The 16615-nt window shown below is 39.2% G+C and carries 14 protein-coding genes and 2 pseudogenes; 4 read left to right on the forward strand and 12 right to left on the reverse strand.

Going from position 1 to position 16615, the window contains the following annotated elements; translation table 11 throughout:
- Positions 1 to 2: 2 nt before the first annotated feature.
- Positions 3 to 1502 (reverse strand): sugar ABC transporter ATP-binding protein, encoded by a 1500-nt coding sequence (locus FI644_RS01970; protein WP_053474990.1) that lies wholly within the window; start codon positions 1500 to 1502, stop codon positions 3 to 5.
- Between the two features lie 325 nt (positions 1503 to 1827).
- Here FI644_RS01970 and FI644_RS01975 point away from each other — a divergent pair, with 325 nt between their 5' ends.
- On the forward strand, positions 1828 to 2382 hold the full coding sequence (locus tag FI644_RS01975; RefSeq protein WP_056683247.1) for a hypothetical protein: 555 nt from the start codon (positions 1828 to 1830) through the stop codon (positions 2380 to 2382).
- Positions 2383 to 2484: 102 nt separating this feature from the next.
- Here FI644_RS01975 and FI644_RS01980 read toward each other — a convergent pair whose 3' ends face one another.
- The 5 genes from FI644_RS01980 to FI644_RS02005 all read right to left on the reverse strand — a co-directional run bounded on the left by FI644_RS01980 (position 2485) and on the right by FI644_RS02005 (position 7717).
- Positions 2485 to 3468, reverse strand: coding sequence for an ABC transporter substrate-binding protein (locus tag FI644_RS01980; protein WP_142107934.1), 984 nt, complete (start codon positions 3466 to 3468; stop codon positions 2485 to 2487).
- A 119-nt stretch (positions 3469 to 3587) separates the two neighbouring features.
- Complete coding sequence (locus FI644_RS01985; RefSeq protein WP_142107935.1) at positions 3588 to 4583, reverse strand: Gfo/Idh/MocA family protein; 996 nt, start codon at positions 4581 to 4583, stop codon at positions 3588 to 3590.
- A gap of 10 nt (positions 4584 to 4593) precedes the next feature.
- Positions 4594 to 5400: a sugar phosphate isomerase/epimerase family protein gene (locus FI644_RS01990; RefSeq protein WP_053474986.1), complete on the reverse strand. Its 807-nt coding sequence runs from the start codon at positions 5398 to 5400 to the stop codon at positions 4594 to 4596.
- Between the two features lie 305 nt (positions 5401 to 5705).
- Positions 5706 to 6713 (reverse strand): Gfo/Idh/MocA family protein, encoded by a 1008-nt coding sequence (locus FI644_RS02000; RefSeq protein WP_053474985.1) that lies wholly within the window; start codon positions 6711 to 6713, stop codon positions 5706 to 5708.
- Between the two features lie 14 nt (positions 6714 to 6727).
- Positions 6728 to 7717 carry a LacI family DNA-binding transcriptional regulator gene (locus FI644_RS02005; RefSeq protein ID WP_053474984.1) on the reverse strand — a complete coding sequence of 330 codons (990 nt, stop codon included), beginning with the start codon at positions 7715 to 7717 and terminating at the stop codon, positions 6728 to 6730.
- A 376-nt stretch (positions 7718 to 8093) separates the two neighbouring features.
- On the opposite strand from FI644_RS02005, the gene FI644_RS02010 reads away from it, so the two are divergent.
- Positions 8094 to 9062: a sugar phosphate isomerase/epimerase family protein gene (locus tag FI644_RS02010; protein ID WP_142107937.1), complete on the forward strand. Its 969-nt coding sequence runs from the start codon at positions 8094 to 8096 to the stop codon at positions 9060 to 9062.
- A 428-nt stretch (positions 9063 to 9490) separates the two neighbouring features.
- Here FI644_RS02010 and FI644_RS02015 read toward each other — a convergent pair whose 3' ends face one another.
- Complete coding sequence (locus tag FI644_RS02015) at positions 9491 to 10156, reverse strand: putative endonuclease domain-containing protein (RefSeq protein ID WP_142107938.1); 666 nt, start codon at positions 10154 to 10156, stop codon at positions 9491 to 9493.
- Between the two features lie 472 nt (positions 10157 to 10628).
- Here FI644_RS02015 and FI644_RS02020 point away from each other — a divergent pair.
- Both FI644_RS02020 and FI644_RS26690 read left to right on the forward strand, forming a co-directional pair.
- A pseudogene (locus FI644_RS02020) lies at positions 10629 to 10800 on the forward strand (IS1595 family transposase); the annotation flags it as partial.
- Positions 10793 to 10891: pseudogene (locus FI644_RS26690) on the forward strand (IS1595 family transposase); the annotation flags it as partial. The pseudogenes FI644_RS02020 and FI644_RS26690, both read left to right, overlap by 8 nt.
- Before the next feature lie 170 nt (positions 10892 to 11061).
- Here the strand turns inward: FI644_RS26690 and FI644_RS02025 are convergent.
- From FI644_RS02025 to FI644_RS02045, 5 genes are all read right to left on the reverse strand, one after another.
- A complete protein-coding gene (locus FI644_RS02025) occupies positions 11062 to 12090 on the reverse strand; it encodes a YheC/YheD family endospore coat-associated protein (RefSeq protein ID WP_053474981.1) in 1029 nt (342 codons plus the stop codon).
- An 87-nt stretch (positions 12091 to 12177) separates the two neighbouring features.
- Entirely contained in the window at positions 12178 to 13401 is a 1224-nt protein-coding gene (locus FI644_RS02030; RefSeq protein WP_056683226.1) for an ATP-grasp domain-containing protein, read from the reverse strand.
- 430 nt (positions 13402 to 13831) lie between these two features.
- On the reverse strand, positions 13832 to 14410 hold the full coding sequence (locus FI644_RS02035; protein WP_231690034.1) for a hypothetical protein: 579 nt from the start codon (positions 14408 to 14410) through the stop codon (positions 13832 to 13834).
- 784 nt (positions 14411 to 15194) lie between these two features.
- Positions 15195 to 15560 (reverse strand): cupin domain-containing protein, encoded by a 366-nt coding sequence (locus FI644_RS02040; RefSeq protein WP_053474979.1) that lies wholly within the window; start codon positions 15558 to 15560, stop codon positions 15195 to 15197.
- A 152-nt stretch (positions 15561 to 15712) separates the two neighbouring features.
- Positions 15713 to 16609 (reverse strand): DUF2268 domain-containing putative Zn-dependent protease, encoded by an 897-nt coding sequence (locus FI644_RS02045; RefSeq protein WP_142107939.1) that lies wholly within the window; start codon positions 16607 to 16609, stop codon positions 15713 to 15715.
- Positions 16610 to 16615: the final 6 nt, after the last annotated feature.

The following is a 16615-nucleotide window of genomic DNA, read 5'->3' on the forward strand; positions in this document are numbered from 1 at the left end:
ATTTATCCCTCCTTTGCGATAGTCAGCTGACCGCCAGTAGAAAGCTGCATAATCGAATGCTCGCTCATCTCTTCGTAAGCCACTTCCCCTTGAATGACACCATGATACATAACATGTGCCCGGTCACATAGACGTATAATCTCATTCGCTTCACTTGAAAGCACGATGATGGCGATATTTTCTTCCGCAAGCTTCAAGATAATGTCATAGATATCTTCCTTCGCCCCGACATCCACCCCTTGAGTAGGATTGTCCAAGATAAGCAGTTTAGGCTTCGCCGCCAGCCATTTAGCCAAGATTACCTTTTGCTGATTTCCGCCTGAAAGGCTCGTAATGCTGTCCGTCAGCTCCCCCATTTTTATTCGTAGAGCTTTGCGCTGTTCTTCAAATACCTCCTCATGCTTTTTTCTATTGATCGTGCCATTGTTTGAAAAAGCTGACCATGTAACGATGGAGGCATTCTCGATAATATCCATATCCTTAATAATCGCATTTTCCTTGCGGTTCCTAGGTAGATACGCAATGCCCTCTTTAATTGCCTGTTGGGTACTCGTCACTTTCACTTCTTTATCATTCAGATAGATTTTTCCGGACGAGATCTTTTCCGCTCCAAAAATCGATTGAAAGAGTTCGCTTCGTCCATCGCCAAGAAGACCTGTAAAGCCAACAATCTCCCCTTCTTTAATCGAAAAGCTAATGTTTCTAAAGAAAGGGCTATTTGAAAGACCTTCTACTCGCAAAATCTCTCTGCCGATTTTTTTCTCTCTGTTTAACGGCTCAGTCCTTACGTCATGGCCAACCATAAAACGGGCAAGATCATTCGTATTCACTTCATGAACATTTCCTTCTGCGACAAGGTTTCCATCTCGGAGTACGATATAGCGATCACAAATCTGCATGACTTCATTCAATTTATGAGAGATAAAGATAATTCCTACATCATGCTCGCTTAATGTTTTCATCATTTTAAAGACCCGTTCAATTTCTTGATCTGTTAATGACGTCGTGGGCTCATCCATAATAATGAAGGAGGCGTTCGTCATCATGGCACGGCAGATTTCAACGATTTGTTTATAGGAAGCATCTAGCTCGCGAACCATTATTGCAGGATCGAGATTTACATTCATTTGTTTAAAAATCTTTTCTGTTTCTTGCTGCATTCTTTCTAAATCCAGACTCCCTCTTTTTGTTTTCAGCTCTCTTCCTAAAAACATATTTTCGTAAATGGGCAGGTCGTTAATCAGGTTTAATTCCTGATGGATGAAGGCGATTCCGGCTTCCTGTGATTGTTTTGGGGTATGGAATGCAGCTTCCTTTCCATTGACAAGGATAGCGCCTGAATCCATTTGATGGATGCCGCCGAGGATGTTCATTAATGTTGATTTTCCTGCGCCGTTTTCGCCTAGTAATGCGCAGATTTCACCGCTTTTAATTGTAAAAGAAACGTCCTTTATGACATCGTTGTTTCCAAAGGATTTCTTGATATTTCGCATTTCAATCATGCAATCACATCCGGATAGGTTTTTTAGATAGGTTGATTTCCGCTCCAGGATGCTCGCTTTCCGCAGGGTGGGCGGTGAGCCTCCTCGACGCTAAAGCGTCTGCGGGGTCTCACCTGTCCCACTACTCCCGCTGGAGTCTCGCACCTTCCGCTACAATCAACCGAGATTTTTTTCATCAGTATACAATCTTAAAAATAACAATTAATTTGAAACGCTGTTTTTAATAGGGGTTCGGAATTTATGCCGAATGCTATAACCAGAATATTGAAACATTTTTAGAGTAAATTCGTATTGAACAGTAACGAATTGAATGGGGGCGACTTTTGTGAAGAGAATTATTACTGTATCTGCATTTGTTTCATTCTTACTTGTCGGCTGTCAATTTAATGAAAGCGGAACTCTCGATACGTCTAAATTAAAGGAGATTGAAATGAATGATGTGACAGATACACAAAAGGAAAGGATGCCAATTATTTATCAAGCACCTTCTGTTAAAGAAGGACTTTCAGCTATTCCATTCAAAATGACATTACCGGAAATTCTGCCTTTTAATGCTGAACCTTTTCAACCGCCTACTATTAATGATATGTCCCATGATGGCAAGCAATTAATGGTTGAATTTAAAACCTCCTCAAAAAGCAACTCTGGAAAATCAATTATTTTAATGATTACTGCTATTAATAGTGAAGTAGAATCCGATCATTCTAGTTCAGAAGGGGTTAAATTAAGCAGTGATGTAATTGCTTTTTATACAAATAAATCCCTATCCTTCCACTTAGATGGAGTCTCTTACACGGTCACTTATATGAACGATGAAATTCCTAAAGAACAACACAAAAATGAAATCATAGATATTGCCAAACAAATAATTGAACAATGAAATACGCAAGCACCTTTTACTTGCCTCTCCTTACAAAAGAGAGGCTACAGCAAGTGCCATACCCCCTCTTTGATCGTTATTGCTTTTCTATGAAATTAAGACTTAGTATGGGGAGTTTTCGTCTAGGAATTCTTTATAGTTTTCTCTGTCTACGATGGTTGTTGGGATGATTGTTTCTTTTTCTACGTCTTCTCCTTTTAGTACTTTAAGGGCGACGTCTACAGCGTCTTTGACCATTGCAGGACTGTATAGGGCCGATTGAATCCAGATGTCTTGATTTTCAGGCATCATATTGAAATACTCCTGCATACCGCCTCCGCCTGTTACGACTTTAATATCGGCTCTGCCCGATTCTTTGATTGCTTGCAGGACACCGATAGACGTTTCATCATCCATCGAGTAGACGGCATCAATTTTATCGAGGCTTGTTAAAATATCTGCAAAATCCTTTAAGCCGTCTTCGCGTGTAAACTGTGTCGCATACGTGTGAAGCTCGATATCAGGGGCAATTTCTTTCATTGTTTCAGTAAAGCCCTTCCCTCTTAGTTCTGAAACGGAGCCGGATGAAGGCACTTCAAGAATGACGACATTTCCCTCTGTCCCGATTTTGTCTACAACATATTTCGCCCCTTGAATGCCCATATCTTCATTGTCACCGGCTACACGATAGACATCTTCTGAATCGATGACGATATCAAAATTCACAATCTTAATTCCTTCATCGATTGCTTTTTGAATCGGCACTTCCATTCCTTCCCACTGCGGGAAGGCGACAATGGCTTCTGCTCCCCAGGTCATGAGATCGTCTAGCTGAGTTGTCATTTCCTCTGCATTGCTGCTTGTTTGGATTTGATACTCAATTTCACTGTTAAGCTCTTTTGCACGTGCTTCCGCATGGTAAGCAACCGCCGCGACCCACCCATGTGTAACGGCTGGTGCGAGAATCCCTACCTTATACTTCTTCTCTCCTGAATCATCTTCTGAGCCAGTACCGCCGCCTTCATTTGTTTTTTCTGAGTTACAAGCACTTAAAACTGGAATCAAGCACAATACAAGCAGCAAAAAGAGATAGAACGTCTTTTTCATTCAATAACCCCCTTAATTTCACATTTTTGTAATCTATCACAGGATAAAACCAATAGGAAGAGGAACAACACTCACATGTAAGAGGAATTTTTGCTGGGTATGCAGGTATGTTTGAATAGTTAGTAGAGAGAGATTTTCTGTCCGGTTTCTAACGATGCTTCAATCGCCTTTAACAGCTTAAGCGTATAAAGTACATCTTCTAGAGGAATCACATCGTTTTCTTGATTCGTTACCAGGCAGTGGACAAAATAAGATAGTTCATTTTGAAAGGCATCCCCATCAACAATATCTATGGAAGAATTGGCTTTATCATTGTAGTAAACAAACTGTTGATGATTGATTTGCTCAATATTCTCACCTGCTGCCACACGATATTCTAGTGTGCCCTGGACAGCCTGTGCTCTTAACGACATTGTAAACGGATAGCCGTTTGGCATTCGATGAGAGGCTTCAACAAATGCCTTTCGATTATTTTTAAAAAGGAGGGTTGTCATGATATGATCCCAGGCACCATAGTTGTTTTTCGTGCCTACTGCATAAACGGATTCTGCTTCGCCGAGCAGATATGAAATGAAATCGATATCATGAATATGGAGGTCAAACAAAGCACCTCCGCTTTTTTCTGGATGCTGAAACCAATCACTCCATGCCGGAGCCTGCCCTAACCTCTGCGCATGAACGATTTCGATATCCTTTAATTGATCGGATTCGCTATAGGATTTAATGATTTGATATTCTGGCCAAAAGCGGAGCAGGTGGCCGACGAATAATCTCACGCCATTATCCTGAACCTCTTTAAAAATCCGTTTAGCAGATTCCAAGGATAACGTTAGCGGTTTTTCGCAAATAATATGCTTCCCCGCCCTTGCCGCCTTGACAATATATTCTTCGTGTAAAAAAGTAGGTAAACAAATATCAATGATATCGATATCCATGCGACGCAATAACTCATCATAGTCAGATACAAAGGGCACATTAAAAAGACCGGTGATCTCCTTGTCTTCTACTTCACTTCTCGTACAAATTGCCGCAACCCGACAGTTTTCAAGTGAATGATAAGCTTTCAGGTGCATGTTGCCGATAAATCCCAAACCGACGAGGCCAATGGTTTTCATATGGTCCTCCTTACTCTAGTAGTCTTGAAAGATAGGTATACGACCTTTTTACTGCTTCGTTAACTTCATCTAGATTGGCTGGACCTGCTGGGGTAAATTCAATTTCTACACTGATTGGTCCACTGTAATTTACATTTTTTAATATACGAAAGATTTTCCGAAAATCTAAATAGCCATCCCCTATCGCAGGGAAGTTCCATTCATTAAAAGCACCGCGTTTATCCTTAAGATGGATAAATGCCACACAATCAGCGGAGGCTTCTAAATCCTCATAGGGCATGGTATTTCCGTAAAAAATTACATTTGCGGTGTCATAATTTATTTTGACGCGGTTATTTAGTGAAGCAGCTAGTTTCTTCAATGCAACACCTGTCGCATAGTTGTTTCCATGAGTTTCTAATACAAGGGTTTTATTTAACTTTTCACATTTTTGAATGACAGGTTCTACATTCTCAGCTAGCACCCTTTCGTCCTCAATGGTATCGGAGTCATGATGGGAATTACCTGTGGCTGTAATGATATAGGGGCAATTAAATTCAACGGCCAAGTCGATGCTTTTTAGTAAGTTGTCGATTCCTTCTGCTTTTATGACGTTGCTATGGGCGCCAATTCCTATGCATTGCATGTTATATTCCTGAAGCAATTCTTTGATTTCTCGAAGCTGTTTGGATGACATTTCCGGCAGGACATGAGCGGTATGGTCTTTGACAGCAGATAATTCAATTTGTGTGAATCCTGCTTGACTGGCGCCTTTGGCTGCCTCTTCTAGTGAAAAGCCGTGATACGTGTTGGAGTTGATTGCAAGCTGCTTCAGCATTCTTAAACCTCCTGTCTGCTTAATAGATGACATTGAAACAGATACTTAAAAATATGAAATCCATTACATGTTTAGTATGAAATTTTACTTTTTTATAGGTAAAAAGTTTGTGGGTAGGGGTTGATTTCCGCTCCAGGTGGCTCGCTTTCTGCGGGGTGGGCGGTGAGCCTCCTCGTCGCTGACGCTCCTGCGGGGTCTCACCTGTCGCACTACTCCCGCCGGAGTCTCGCACCTTCCGCTCCAATCAACTAACTAATTTTACAGTTTTACTAGAATCCTGCAGAAAATAGTTTTTTTAATTGTGTCTACAAACCTAGTATTTGATCAATGACTTTAAGACAAGAAAGTGCTTGCTGACTTGTAACTGGGGGTTCGAGGTTATGGATGATGCAATCAATGAAGGCATCGATGACGCCGGAATTTGTTTGGTTATTGTTTGTTTGGATTGGTTCTAGTTCGTATTTAATGATGGAGCCGTCTTTTTTTTCGATGATGAGCGGGGCTTCTGGATGTTGATAGATTTTGATTATTCCCTCTTGGCAATAGATTGTGGTTGAATTGTCTTCTGAACCGTAGTAAGTCCATGAAAAGGAAGCTGTTCCTAATCTGCCTTTTTTCGTTTTTAAGGCACAGACCACATTGTCGCATACCTCGATTAACTTTCCTGTTTCGTCTACCTTATCGAGTGCCCCATGAAAAGCATGCACTTTATCGATCTCATCGTCCAATAAGTAATGGATTAAATCGATTTTATGAATGCCGAGATCACCTGCTACGCCAGAGTATGAACGGTCTTTTTTGAAGAACCAGGTCGCATTTGATTTATCTACTCCCCAGTTTTCAGGGCCTTGATGGCCAAAAGAGGTTTTAAAAGTTAACACTTCGCCTAGTTCCTTTTTATCTAGAATTCTCTTTGCCATTAGATGTGCCTTTGTAAAGCGCTGGTTATGGTCAATCATTAATTTCATTCCTGATTTTCGTTCTGCATCAATTATTTCCTCGGCAAACTTTTCGTTAATTGCTAACGGCTTTTCACAGAGAACATGCTTGCCGCTTAACAGTGCATTTGATGTATTGATATGATGAACTTCATTGGAGGAGCAATCACTGATAGCTGTTATGGCTGGGTCATTGAATAATTCTTCCACTGTTTTAACAACACGACCGCCAAATTCAATCGCTAATTCCTTCGCTCTTTCCTCATTCCGGTCATAAAAAACGATTTCCTCCACATGGGGATTGGCTTTATACTCTGGTGCATGACGAAATTTAGCGATCGAACCGCAGCCAATGATTCCAACTTTTATTCCCAATCCTAAAAACCTCCTTACCCCATTGTTGACTCACGAATAATTAAATCATGATCAAGCACAACGCTTTCCACCTGTTCCCCCCTAATACTCATGATCAGCATATTTGCAGCAGTCACCCCCATTTTGTACATCGGCTGAGAAACTGTTGTCAGTGTTGGATTCGTCATGTTGGAAAAGCTAATATTGTCAAAACCGATAATGGCCAGATCGTTTGGTACATGCAGCCCGCTTCCGTTGATGCCTTTTAACGCGCCAATCGCTAATGTATCTGAAACAGCAAATACGGCAGTTGGCTTCTCTTCTAGCTCAAGCAACATTCTCATTGCCTGAACACCATTTTGAAATTCCAGATCTCTTGTATGGTAAATCCATTCTTCACGGATAGGTAGGCCGAACTCCTTTAGGGCTCTTTCATACCCGCTTCTGCGTTGTCTTGCATATAGGAACTTTTCATCCGAATTAATAAGCGCAATTTTCTTATTGCCTAAGCGAATGAGATGCTTAACCGCTTGATAAGCAGCCAGCTCACTATCAATCGTGACAAAGGGAACACTCCCGCCTTCGTCATACTCACTACAAAGGATAACAGGGTGGCTTTCCGCTAATTCAGTCAGCTTCTGTCTATTGACTGTCGGGTCCATTGAGATGACCCCGTCAGCCAATTTGTTTTTGATCATGTTGAAGTAAATATTTTCCCGCTGCGGGTTCGAATCTGTTTCGCAAAGAAGAATATTGTAGCTGTTCGAAATCGCTGTATTTTGAATCCCGTTAATAATTTCGGTGTAAAAAGGATTGGAAATGCTAGGAAGCAAGACTAGTAAAAGCCGGCTTTCAGAGTTTCTTAGGTTCCTCCCCAGCATGCTCGGCTCGTAATTTAGTTCCTTAATTGCATTTTCCACCTTTAGCCTCGTTTTCGTGCTTACTGATGCCGCATGATTTAGCACTCTTGAAACGGTTGCAACGGAAACACCTGCTTTTTCAGCTACCTGCTGGATATTTGCCATGATCATTTCCCTCTTTCATACTCTATGACAGCAATTTGTAATCGATTACAAAATGATTTTAGAATTTATTGGATTGTTACCCAATATATTATGGTAACGCGATAAATATGGCTGTTTTCTTAAAAAGTAAACTTAGTTGGTAGAGGTTGATTTGCGCTCCAGGTGCTCGCTTTCCGCGGGGTGGGCGGTGAGCCTCCTCGTCGCTGGCGCTCCTGCGGGATCTCACCTGTCCCACTACTCCCGCCGGAGTCTCGCTTCCCTCCGCTCCAATCAACTTAACATTTTTGCAGTTTGCACTCACATGACTAATTCAAATTGCTTTTTATATTTGGATGTAACGGATTACAAATTTCATTTTTGAGGATGGTGTTTTTGTATGAAACTAGGCGTTTTTACTGTTTTATTTTCAGATAAAAATGTGGATGAGATGCTTGATTATGTTGCTTCGACGGGGATTGAAGCGGTGGAGCTGGGGACGGGGGGATATCCTGGGGATGCACATTGTCAGGTGGATGAATTGCTTGCGGATGAGCAGAAGCAGAAGGATTTCTTAGAAAAGATTGCTGGCAGAGGATTAATGATAAGTGCCCTCAGCTGCCATGGGAACCCGCTTCATCCGCAAAAGGCAATGGCTGAGGAAGCTAACACTGTATTTATAAAAACACTGCAATTAGCAAGTAAGCTTGGTGTGCCTGTCGTTAATACATTTTCGGGCTGCCCTGGTGATCATGAAGATGCGAAATACCCAAACTGGCCTGTAACCCCTTGGCCAAATGAATACCAGGAAATTTTGAAATGGCAATGGGAAGAGAAAATCATCCCCTATTGGAAGGAAAAAGCAGCCCTTGCTGAACAGCTCAATGTAAAAATTGGTCTTGAATTGCATGGCGGGTTCTCCGTACATACCCCTGCCACACTCTTACGTCTAAGAGAAGCATGCGGGCCAGCAATCGGTGCTAATCTTGACCCAAGCCATATGTGGTGGCAAGGCATTGATCCAGTTGAATCTATTAAAATACTTGGACGTGAAAATGCCATTCATCACTTCCATGCGAAGGATACGATCATTGATCAGCCGAATACAAATCGAAATGGTTTAACCGATATGACCTCTTATAGCGACATGCAAAACCGGTCCTGGTACTTCCGCACGGTTGGATTTGGGCATGACGCAAAGGTATGGGCGGATATCATTAGTACGCTTCGGCTATACGGATATGATTATGTGGTTAGCATTGAGCATGAGGATGGGCTGATGTCTGTGGATGAAGGGTTTGCGAAGGCGATTCAAACATTGAAACCGGTAATGGTTAGAGAGTCAGTTGGGGGGATGTGGTGGGTTTAGGTGAAGCATTGCCGGGAATTTTGATTGAACCAAAAAGTATCTGACCCCCAGTAGAGTATAACAATACCACACTGGGGGTCAGACACCAGATGATGGAAAAGGAGCTATTTTTCAATTAAATCAAGGCTTTATCAAGTCTATGTGATACGGTTTCCGTAACGGATTAAGATGAGGGACTCTTGAAATTAAAATCAAAGCACCCGTTTTCAATTCTTATCCTGAATCAAGTAACCAGCGAAAGCAATAAGCGGAGATTTTCCGGTTAAATGCAAAATAGAGCTCGTTTTGGGGTAAATAAGGGGAGAAATTCCGACTATGCAAAGCAAAATCCCCAATTTTCACGTTTTTTGAATCAATAGACGGAATTTCTCCGTCTATTTTTGGTATCTTTTTTATATTTACTAATTAAGCGGAATTTTTCCGACTATTTATCTGATCGGGTGCTTAACCTGATTCCCCAATCGATAAGAGCGGACCCTTTTGATCCCAGATGCTGGAATCAACAGCTTTTTATCAACTAGTTGAGAAAGTACTTTTTTTACCGTCTTGTCACTCAGCTTCAAATAATTCTCCACTTCTTTAGGGGATATAGCTTCTCCATTTCGAACTGCTAGCCGCAGCACTTCCTTTTCGGCAAAGGACAAAGATGTCTGGTCCAGTTCATCACCCAGCCATTGGGCGATCACTTGCTGAACAATCTGTTGGCATCGACGAGGCTTCTCTTTCACTTGGTCATAAGAAAAGCGGATGACGGTCCATCCGTCAATCACCAACTGGTTTTGACGTTCCAAGTTGTCGGAAAATTGCCATCTGCTTATGTTCTTTAGGTGAGGACCATACCCGTCGACCTCAAAACAAAGCCGGATGGCGGGACGAATATAAGCAAAATCTAAGTATCTTTTGCCATCCTTGAAATCATCGACTTCATATTCTGGATGAAGATATTTGAAATGGTAAAATAAAGGCCACCATACTTGCTTCAAAAACAACATTTCAGCCTGATTGTGACCTTCTTGTAAGCGCCGCAGCCGTTCACCCGTTCTTGCCTGCAAGTGAGAATTCAAAAAGGCCTGGTATTCTTCTTCAAATCCCATAGCATCCTTCCTCCTTTCCAATGATTATGTATTTTCAGCACCCACCCTTTATATACTAAAGCCGATCTATCATTTTAAAAATTTTGTGGACAATCTTAACTAATTTGGAATCATCCATTTCTTCTACTATCTAACTTTGCATACATATTCGATGGCACAAATGAATCATCTCTACTTTAAACTTCAGACAATTTTTTAAATTAATGAGTGCTTATGTGAGTAAAAAAAGAGGTTTAATATGGCTTCAATTGGAGAAAGTAAAAGGCAAATAAAGACTTGCGGAGTAGCAAATATAAAAAGGAAATTTAGAGAAGCGTTTAGGGATAGAACTATTTTTAGTTTAATAGAATTCTTAAATTAGTCAATCTATTTTCGCAATACCCTCTTATCATTTCACTGTTTTCTTATAGATTGTTGCTATTTGACCATACTATAAATAGGCTGATAATGCTATTTATGGAGGTGTTCAGAAATGTGGAAACACGTTTATCGTGATTTTGATGACCTATCAAAATCAGAGCAATTAGCTCTATTTGAAGCAATGAAACAAGATTTATTCCCCGAAGAACGACAAATATCGTGCGAGACAACGATATTTGTCCAAGGACTGCGGTAAGACCTTTAACGATATGACCAATACGCCACGTCAACGTCTATCACAAACGACTAAAGCAATTTATGGAACGTTTTCAAGGTGTGACAACCAAATATCTTGATAACTACTTATTTTGGTTCAGATGACCCTTGAACAAATTGCTCTTTAATAGCATTATTGTAAAAGCCGTTAGCGGTTAGTAACAATTTCAATATAATCAACCCCATTCTATTCCCTATTTTGTATTAGTTATATCCTTGTTTTAACATAAAAGTAGGAATCAGGGATTTTCATCTAAAAACAACAATCTTTACGAAAACAGCCTTTTGTTTTTATCAGCTAAATACCTAGCATATTGAATCGTATTTCTAGCTACATCTAATTCAAGATTAAAAATATTAGGTGGACCTGGTCTCCAATTTACTTCAAACAGCCACAATTTTTGGTTTGCATCAATTCCAACATCAATTCCTAATTCATCAAGTGATCTATCATATAAAGAATCAAAATGGTTAGAAAAGCTGATCGCAAATTGCTCAAGATACCTTTTAATATCGTACCAGGAGTCATCAAACTCTGTTTTTAAAAAAGAATCTAAATAAGTGGTATAACCACCACTACCCATATTTGATGTAATGCTCCCCAATCGGCCTATCCTTGGAAAAATGGAAGTGATGACCCATTTTCCTTCCCCATTTTTTTGTACATGCAACCGGAAATCATAAACATGACCAGATTTCATTTGACATAAAATAAACTGTTGAACTAAGTAATCTTGTTCTTGTAATTTAGATACAAAGTCAAGCAGTTTCTTTTCACTCATTGAATAGATTTTTCCTGCCACATTCATTTTGTAATGGTATTTTCCTTTTTCAATAAAAATGACGCCCACGCCTTGATGCCCAGACAGCGGTTTAAGAATAAGTTTTTCATAACGCTGGATCATTTCAAAAAAATGCTGAGCTGATAATTTTTGAAAAGGAATAAGGTATGGTTTAAATTCTTTTGCTTTTTTAAGTCTGTTATAAACACTTAATTTATCTCCAATCGAATGACTTGTAAAAGGAATCCTATCATATAAATAATCAAAAATTTCCTCAGCTTTATCACTTATAGGATAACTTGAATTATAAATGACATCAGGAAAGGGAAATTCCATTTCAATCCACTCGCCGCCTTCATAGACTTTCCCTAAAATTTTTTGCTTTTCTATATTTACTTTCCCTGGGGTAAAGTAAAAAAAATTTACACCTTCAGCTTTTGCTGCAGCGGCATAAGCATATGATTTCTTTACATTGTTGGGGTCTGAGCGATGATGAAGCATACCAATTAGGGTCATGATCCTACTATTCCACCTTTCTTTACATTCCTTCCCGAATTAAAATCGTTTAGAAACATTTCCATTATTAAATAAAGTCATAGGTTATCACTCCAAAGCTTCAAGATGAAAACGCAGCTCTCTTTTCGCTTTCATGACGATTCTTTTCGCTTCTTCTTTATCATCGGATGATGCCAAAATGTAGCCGTAACGATCTCCCATGGATAAAGGCGGCCGTAATATCTGTCCTTTTCGGGGTTTTATATAAACCTTCTCTACACCAGGATATTGCGAACAGCGATTTTTTCCTGTCACCTTAAGTAATTTTCCTTTAGAGTTAATTGTTAAATAATGAGCATAGGCATACTTGTTTTGTTTTTTAATGAGACAAGGCTTATTTCCTAAAAATAGCTGAATGGTTTCCTCTACTAAATTAATACCGAATGCAGTTTCAATGATTTGATTCATCGCCCCGCCTGAGATTCTTGGGTTGATCTCAATTAATTTCCATTCTCCTTGTACTAAGCGCATTTCCAAATGACAAGCACCATTTTTCATTTCAAAAGCTTGTAAGATGGAACTTACTTTCTCATATATTTTATTGTAAAAGTCTCGATCAGTATCTGCTAATAGACAATATCCGGTTACGATAAATCGTTGGAAAAACGTAATCTCTTGTTCAATTATTGCGACAATATGAACTTCTCCATTGTGTACTAAAGCTTCAATTAAATATTGGGGTCCTGTTAAATATTCTTCCAGTAAAATTGGTTCCTTTTCATATTTTCTCAATAGATATTGCATCGAGCGCTTTAATTGGTACTCGTCATTTGCTAGTAGTACGTCTTTCGAACCAGTAGATAAAGGAGATTTTACAATAAGAGGTAAAAATCTATTGATTTTATTGATAAACCCCTCTAAAGAATGATTTGGTGTATAAATTGCATAACGAGGGGACATTGAGAGGTCTTTGAGAAGCTCACGAGTTAAAACTTTATCCTCCATTTTTTGAATTGGAATGGAAGAGACAACACCTGGACAAAATTCTTCTGATAAGGATGCTGCTACATGAACAAAAGGATCTACAAAACTTAAAATACCCTTTATTTGTTTCCCTTGTTTTATTAATTTGATGATCTTTTCGCTTAATTGATCGTAATCAAATATTTCCACTAATATCATTTGATGAACATCGGGAAATTCTGTTCTTTGATCAATGAATCTTCGTTTGTTAGTTAGTAATACAGTAAAAAAGCCGAGTCGCTCTGCAGCTTGGATTGCTTCTCTACTCGAACCAGATTTATTAGTTTCAATAAAAACAATGGTTTTCATAAGCTTATGTCATCCTATCTTCAGTGATTTTTATTAAAAGGTTTTATTTATTTCGTTCTAAGTTATAAAAACGAAGCAAAAGTTTTTCTTTGTCTTTTGAGAATTTTTCGATATTCAAATAAAAAGAGCGTGTCAATAGCTCTCCTTTCTGGTTCTGGTGAAAAAACTTCAAGATCATTGCAAGTAATCTCTAACTCTGTGACAATCTGATACGATTACTCAAAAAAGAGGATAGGTATGGAAAAGGAAAATTTGTTTAAATGGAAGCACGATCATTTATTAAGGGTCTAATAGTACCTCCTTAAGGTACACCCTAGTTTCTGTGATTTGGTGGCAATTATAGGGGAACGAGATTTGTTTATCGCTCTCACCATCATTATTTATGGGTGCATCAATATGGGGTCTGAATAGGCGTAAGAGTACGAAGTGATTAGACTTCCTCTTGATTCCCGTTCTCACCATCGTTTACTGCAATACCCTCTCCTCCGCCAACTGCATGCTGCTGTTTGGTATTGGAACTTTCGATTGCGGCATTCGTTCCCGCTGTACTGTCTTTTCCAGCACCACTTGCAACCTGAGTAGCCCCCGCTTCTTCTCCAGCTTGATTGATCTGATTATTGATGACAATCACAAGTTCTGAGTCATTATCACAATGTCCATGCTTGACGTGTGGCTCAGACTGATTCCCATTCATACCAAAGTTTTTGGCTTCCCCTCCGGCTCCCACACTCTGCTGCTGTTCGGTATTCGACGAATCTAAGGCGGCATTATTCCCTGCTGCGCTGTTTCGCCCAGCACCACTCGCAATTTGCGTAGTATTTGGTGAACTGGTGAACTGGTTGTTGATGACAATCACAATTTTGGATTTGTCAGAGATAAGAGATCTAGAGACAATTTCGTCTCCGTCTCTTTTGACAACGACACTGATCGTTTCATTCACATTTGTCCCCTGTTCTGTTTCATCAGAAGAATACTCAGCATTTTCTTCAAAGAAACTCATCTTCGTCATTCTCTCCTTTTTATAAAACTAAAAGGGGCAGCACAATCGTTTAACGTTTGTATGTGTCGAAATTTGTTTAGCTTTCATTAAAATGTAAATAGCATCCCTTTTTACTTTATAAAATGTCGAGCCAAAAAAACTGCTTGGACAAATGTACAAGGTCATAAAATTTTCTAAATAATCGATAACTTTACGCTGTTTAACTTGATAGGATATTTATTCACTAAGAAGAAAATGAACATCAGCAACTTCCTCTATAGCTCCCAAAATGAACTTGGACAGCTCTCATTCATTTTTTCATAAGAATTTATCAAAAGGAGCTGACACCATGAAACGCACACATCCATCCAAACAGTTTTGTAAAGAGACTACATGGTTAATCGTTGGGTAAAAGAATACAAGGATGGGAAATATGATGGGGTAAGAGCTGGCGTACGAGTCTACCCTACTTAAAATAGGAGTTCTGTCCAGAGACAAAAAAGTATGTACAATAAGATAAAAAGATCTGTACAACTCCCTTCGATTGATTGTCCGGGATACTTCAGAGACGCCCTGTCAGATATTCCAATGGGGATGACGATGAATTGATTGGGGGTTAATAGGTGTTCATTTATGGGAGTGGATTAGTTTTACTTAAGATTTACTAAAGGAAAAAGCGTATTTTGAACAAGTTTGATCAAAATACGCTTTCAATATATCTCAGTAAGGGATTCGTTTATAATAAAGAATGATACTTTCAACCTGTGTTGGACACAATCGCGCCTTTTTTAAAGATAAATTTTGCGGATTGTTGTTAAATCCATACATCGTTTTCAGCAGTTAATTCTCCTTTTGTTTCACCCGTATTAACGACACCTCTTGGCTCCACTATCATTACGTGACATTCCTTTTCAGCATAGGGCTTATGCTCCACACCTTTTGGAACTACATACATTTCTCCTTTTGATAGCTTTACCTCACCATCACGGAATTCAATGACCATCTCACCGTCAAGTACGAAAAATACCTCATCAGTATCTTTATGTGAATGCCATACAAAATCTCCTTGAATCTTGACTAGCTTAAACTGATAGTCATTCATTTCGCCAATGACTTTAGGAGACCAGTGATCAGTAAATTTCGACAGCTTTTCGCTTAGATTGATTGGATGATACTTCATTTATATTCCTCCTCATTTTCCGTACAATTCTATATTAACAGAGTACTATCAAACGTAGTTTCAAAATAATCAATCTTTTTTTAACCCACAGATTGCTCATTTGGTGAAACTGAAAAAAGTATGTGAAATGCGGAGTCAGCTATACAAACAGATTATTTAGAAAACAGTCCACAATTATTTAGTATTTCATTTGTACTAAGTAAAGATGCTTCTCTTATGCCCAAGTTATTCTCTTTCATAAAAGACTGTACTGCTTGGTATCCTACCGCATAGCCTGCAAATGATGATAAGCCAACAGGTTGATAACCTTGTTCCTTTGCAATGGTGTCACCAAACATATAACTGCTGACCTCAGCAAAACCTTTAACATCTAGTGCATCTTTTATTACTTCTTTTGAGTATTCTAAGTCCTCCTTATCAAGAGAAGTTACCCAAGGCCCTAAAAAAGCTTCTCCATAAAGTTCTTTTGCAAAGGACTCCGCTAAGCCTTCTATAATTAAGTAATCACCAACCGTTACGTTCCCATGATCCCAATCAAAATAGGAAAAACGAATGTTATGATGAAATTCATGGGCAATGACGGCAGGAAGTCTTGGAATATTATAGGAATTAGGATATATAGATACTTGAATAAATCCTGGAATTCCTCCAAATCCACAATACCCTGTTTGTAATTCGAGCTTTTTCGGATCAGCTATGTACATACCAAATCTCAATTCATCCGCATTTACCTTTAAATGATTCTCTTCAATAAAGGCAACGCAATCATTCAAAGTGTTTTGTGCAGTTTGAAGAGCTTGAATTTCTTTTAATTTCTCTAGTGCCCTTCTCCCCATTTCAGTATCCGATACGCTAAGATACCCAAGCATATTTGTAGCCATCATTACATCATACCCATTCGGTTGCTTTGCTTTTAATGGAACATTAATCGTATTCCACATTTTTTCAAAAGGCTTCATCATTGAGTACCGGTAAAAATGTTCTCTATCTTCCCCCATTGAAAACAAATTTTCATATTGTTCCATTGTATCCTCTATTATTATTTTCATGACTGC

It is taken from the genome of Cytobacillus solani (genome assembly GCF_006704205.1).
GTDB lineage: Bacteria > Bacillota > Bacilli > Bacillales > Cytobacillaceae > Cytobacillus > Cytobacillus solani.

Excerpts from the sequence above, each read along its gene's own strand:
- FI644_RS01970 (WP_053474990.1), bottom strand. The coding sequence starts at position 1,502 with ATGATTGAAATGCGAAATATCAAGAAATCCTTTGGAAACAACGATGTC.
- FI644_RS01980 (WP_142107934.1), bottom strand. The coding sequence starts at position 3,468 with ATGAAAAAGACGTTCTATCTCTTTTTGCTGCTTGTATTGTGCTTGATT.
- FI644_RS01985 (WP_142107935.1), bottom strand. The coding sequence starts at position 4,583 with ATGAAAACCATTGGCCTCGTCGGTTTGGGATTTATCGGCAACATGCAC.
- FI644_RS01990 (WP_053474986.1), bottom strand. The coding sequence starts at position 5,400 with ATGCTGAAGCAGCTTGCAATCAACTCCAACACGTATCACGGCTTTTCA.
- FI644_RS02005 (WP_053474984.1), bottom strand. The coding sequence starts at position 7,717 with ATGGCAAATATCCAGCAGGTAGCTGAAAAAGCAGGTGTTTCCGTTGCA.
- FI644_RS02010 (WP_142107937.1), top strand. The coding sequence starts at position 8,094 with ATGAAACTAGGCGTTTTTACTGTTTTATTTTCAGATAAAAATGTGGAT.
- FI644_RS02015 (WP_142107938.1), bottom strand. The coding sequence starts at position 10,156 with ATGGGATTTGAAGAAGAATACCAGGCCTTTTTGAATTCTCACTTGCAG.
- FI644_RS02025 (WP_053474981.1), bottom strand. The coding sequence starts at position 12,090 with ATGACCCTAATTGGTATGCTTCATCATCGCTCAGACCCCAACAATGTA.
- FI644_RS02030 (WP_056683226.1), bottom strand. The coding sequence starts at position 13,401 with ATGAAAACCATTGTTTTTATTGAAACTAATAAATCTGGTTCGAGTAGA.
- FI644_RS02035 (WP_231690034.1), bottom strand. The coding sequence starts at position 14,410 with ATGACGAAGATGAGTTTCTTTGAAGAAAATGCTGAGTATTCTTCTGAT.
- FI644_RS02040 (WP_053474979.1), bottom strand. The coding sequence starts at position 15,560 with ATGAAGTATCATCCAATCAATCTAAGCGAAAAGCTGTCGAAATTTACT.
- FI644_RS02045 (WP_142107939.1), bottom strand. The coding sequence starts at position 16,609 with ATGAAAATAATAATAGAGGATACAATGGAACAATATGAAAATTTGTTT.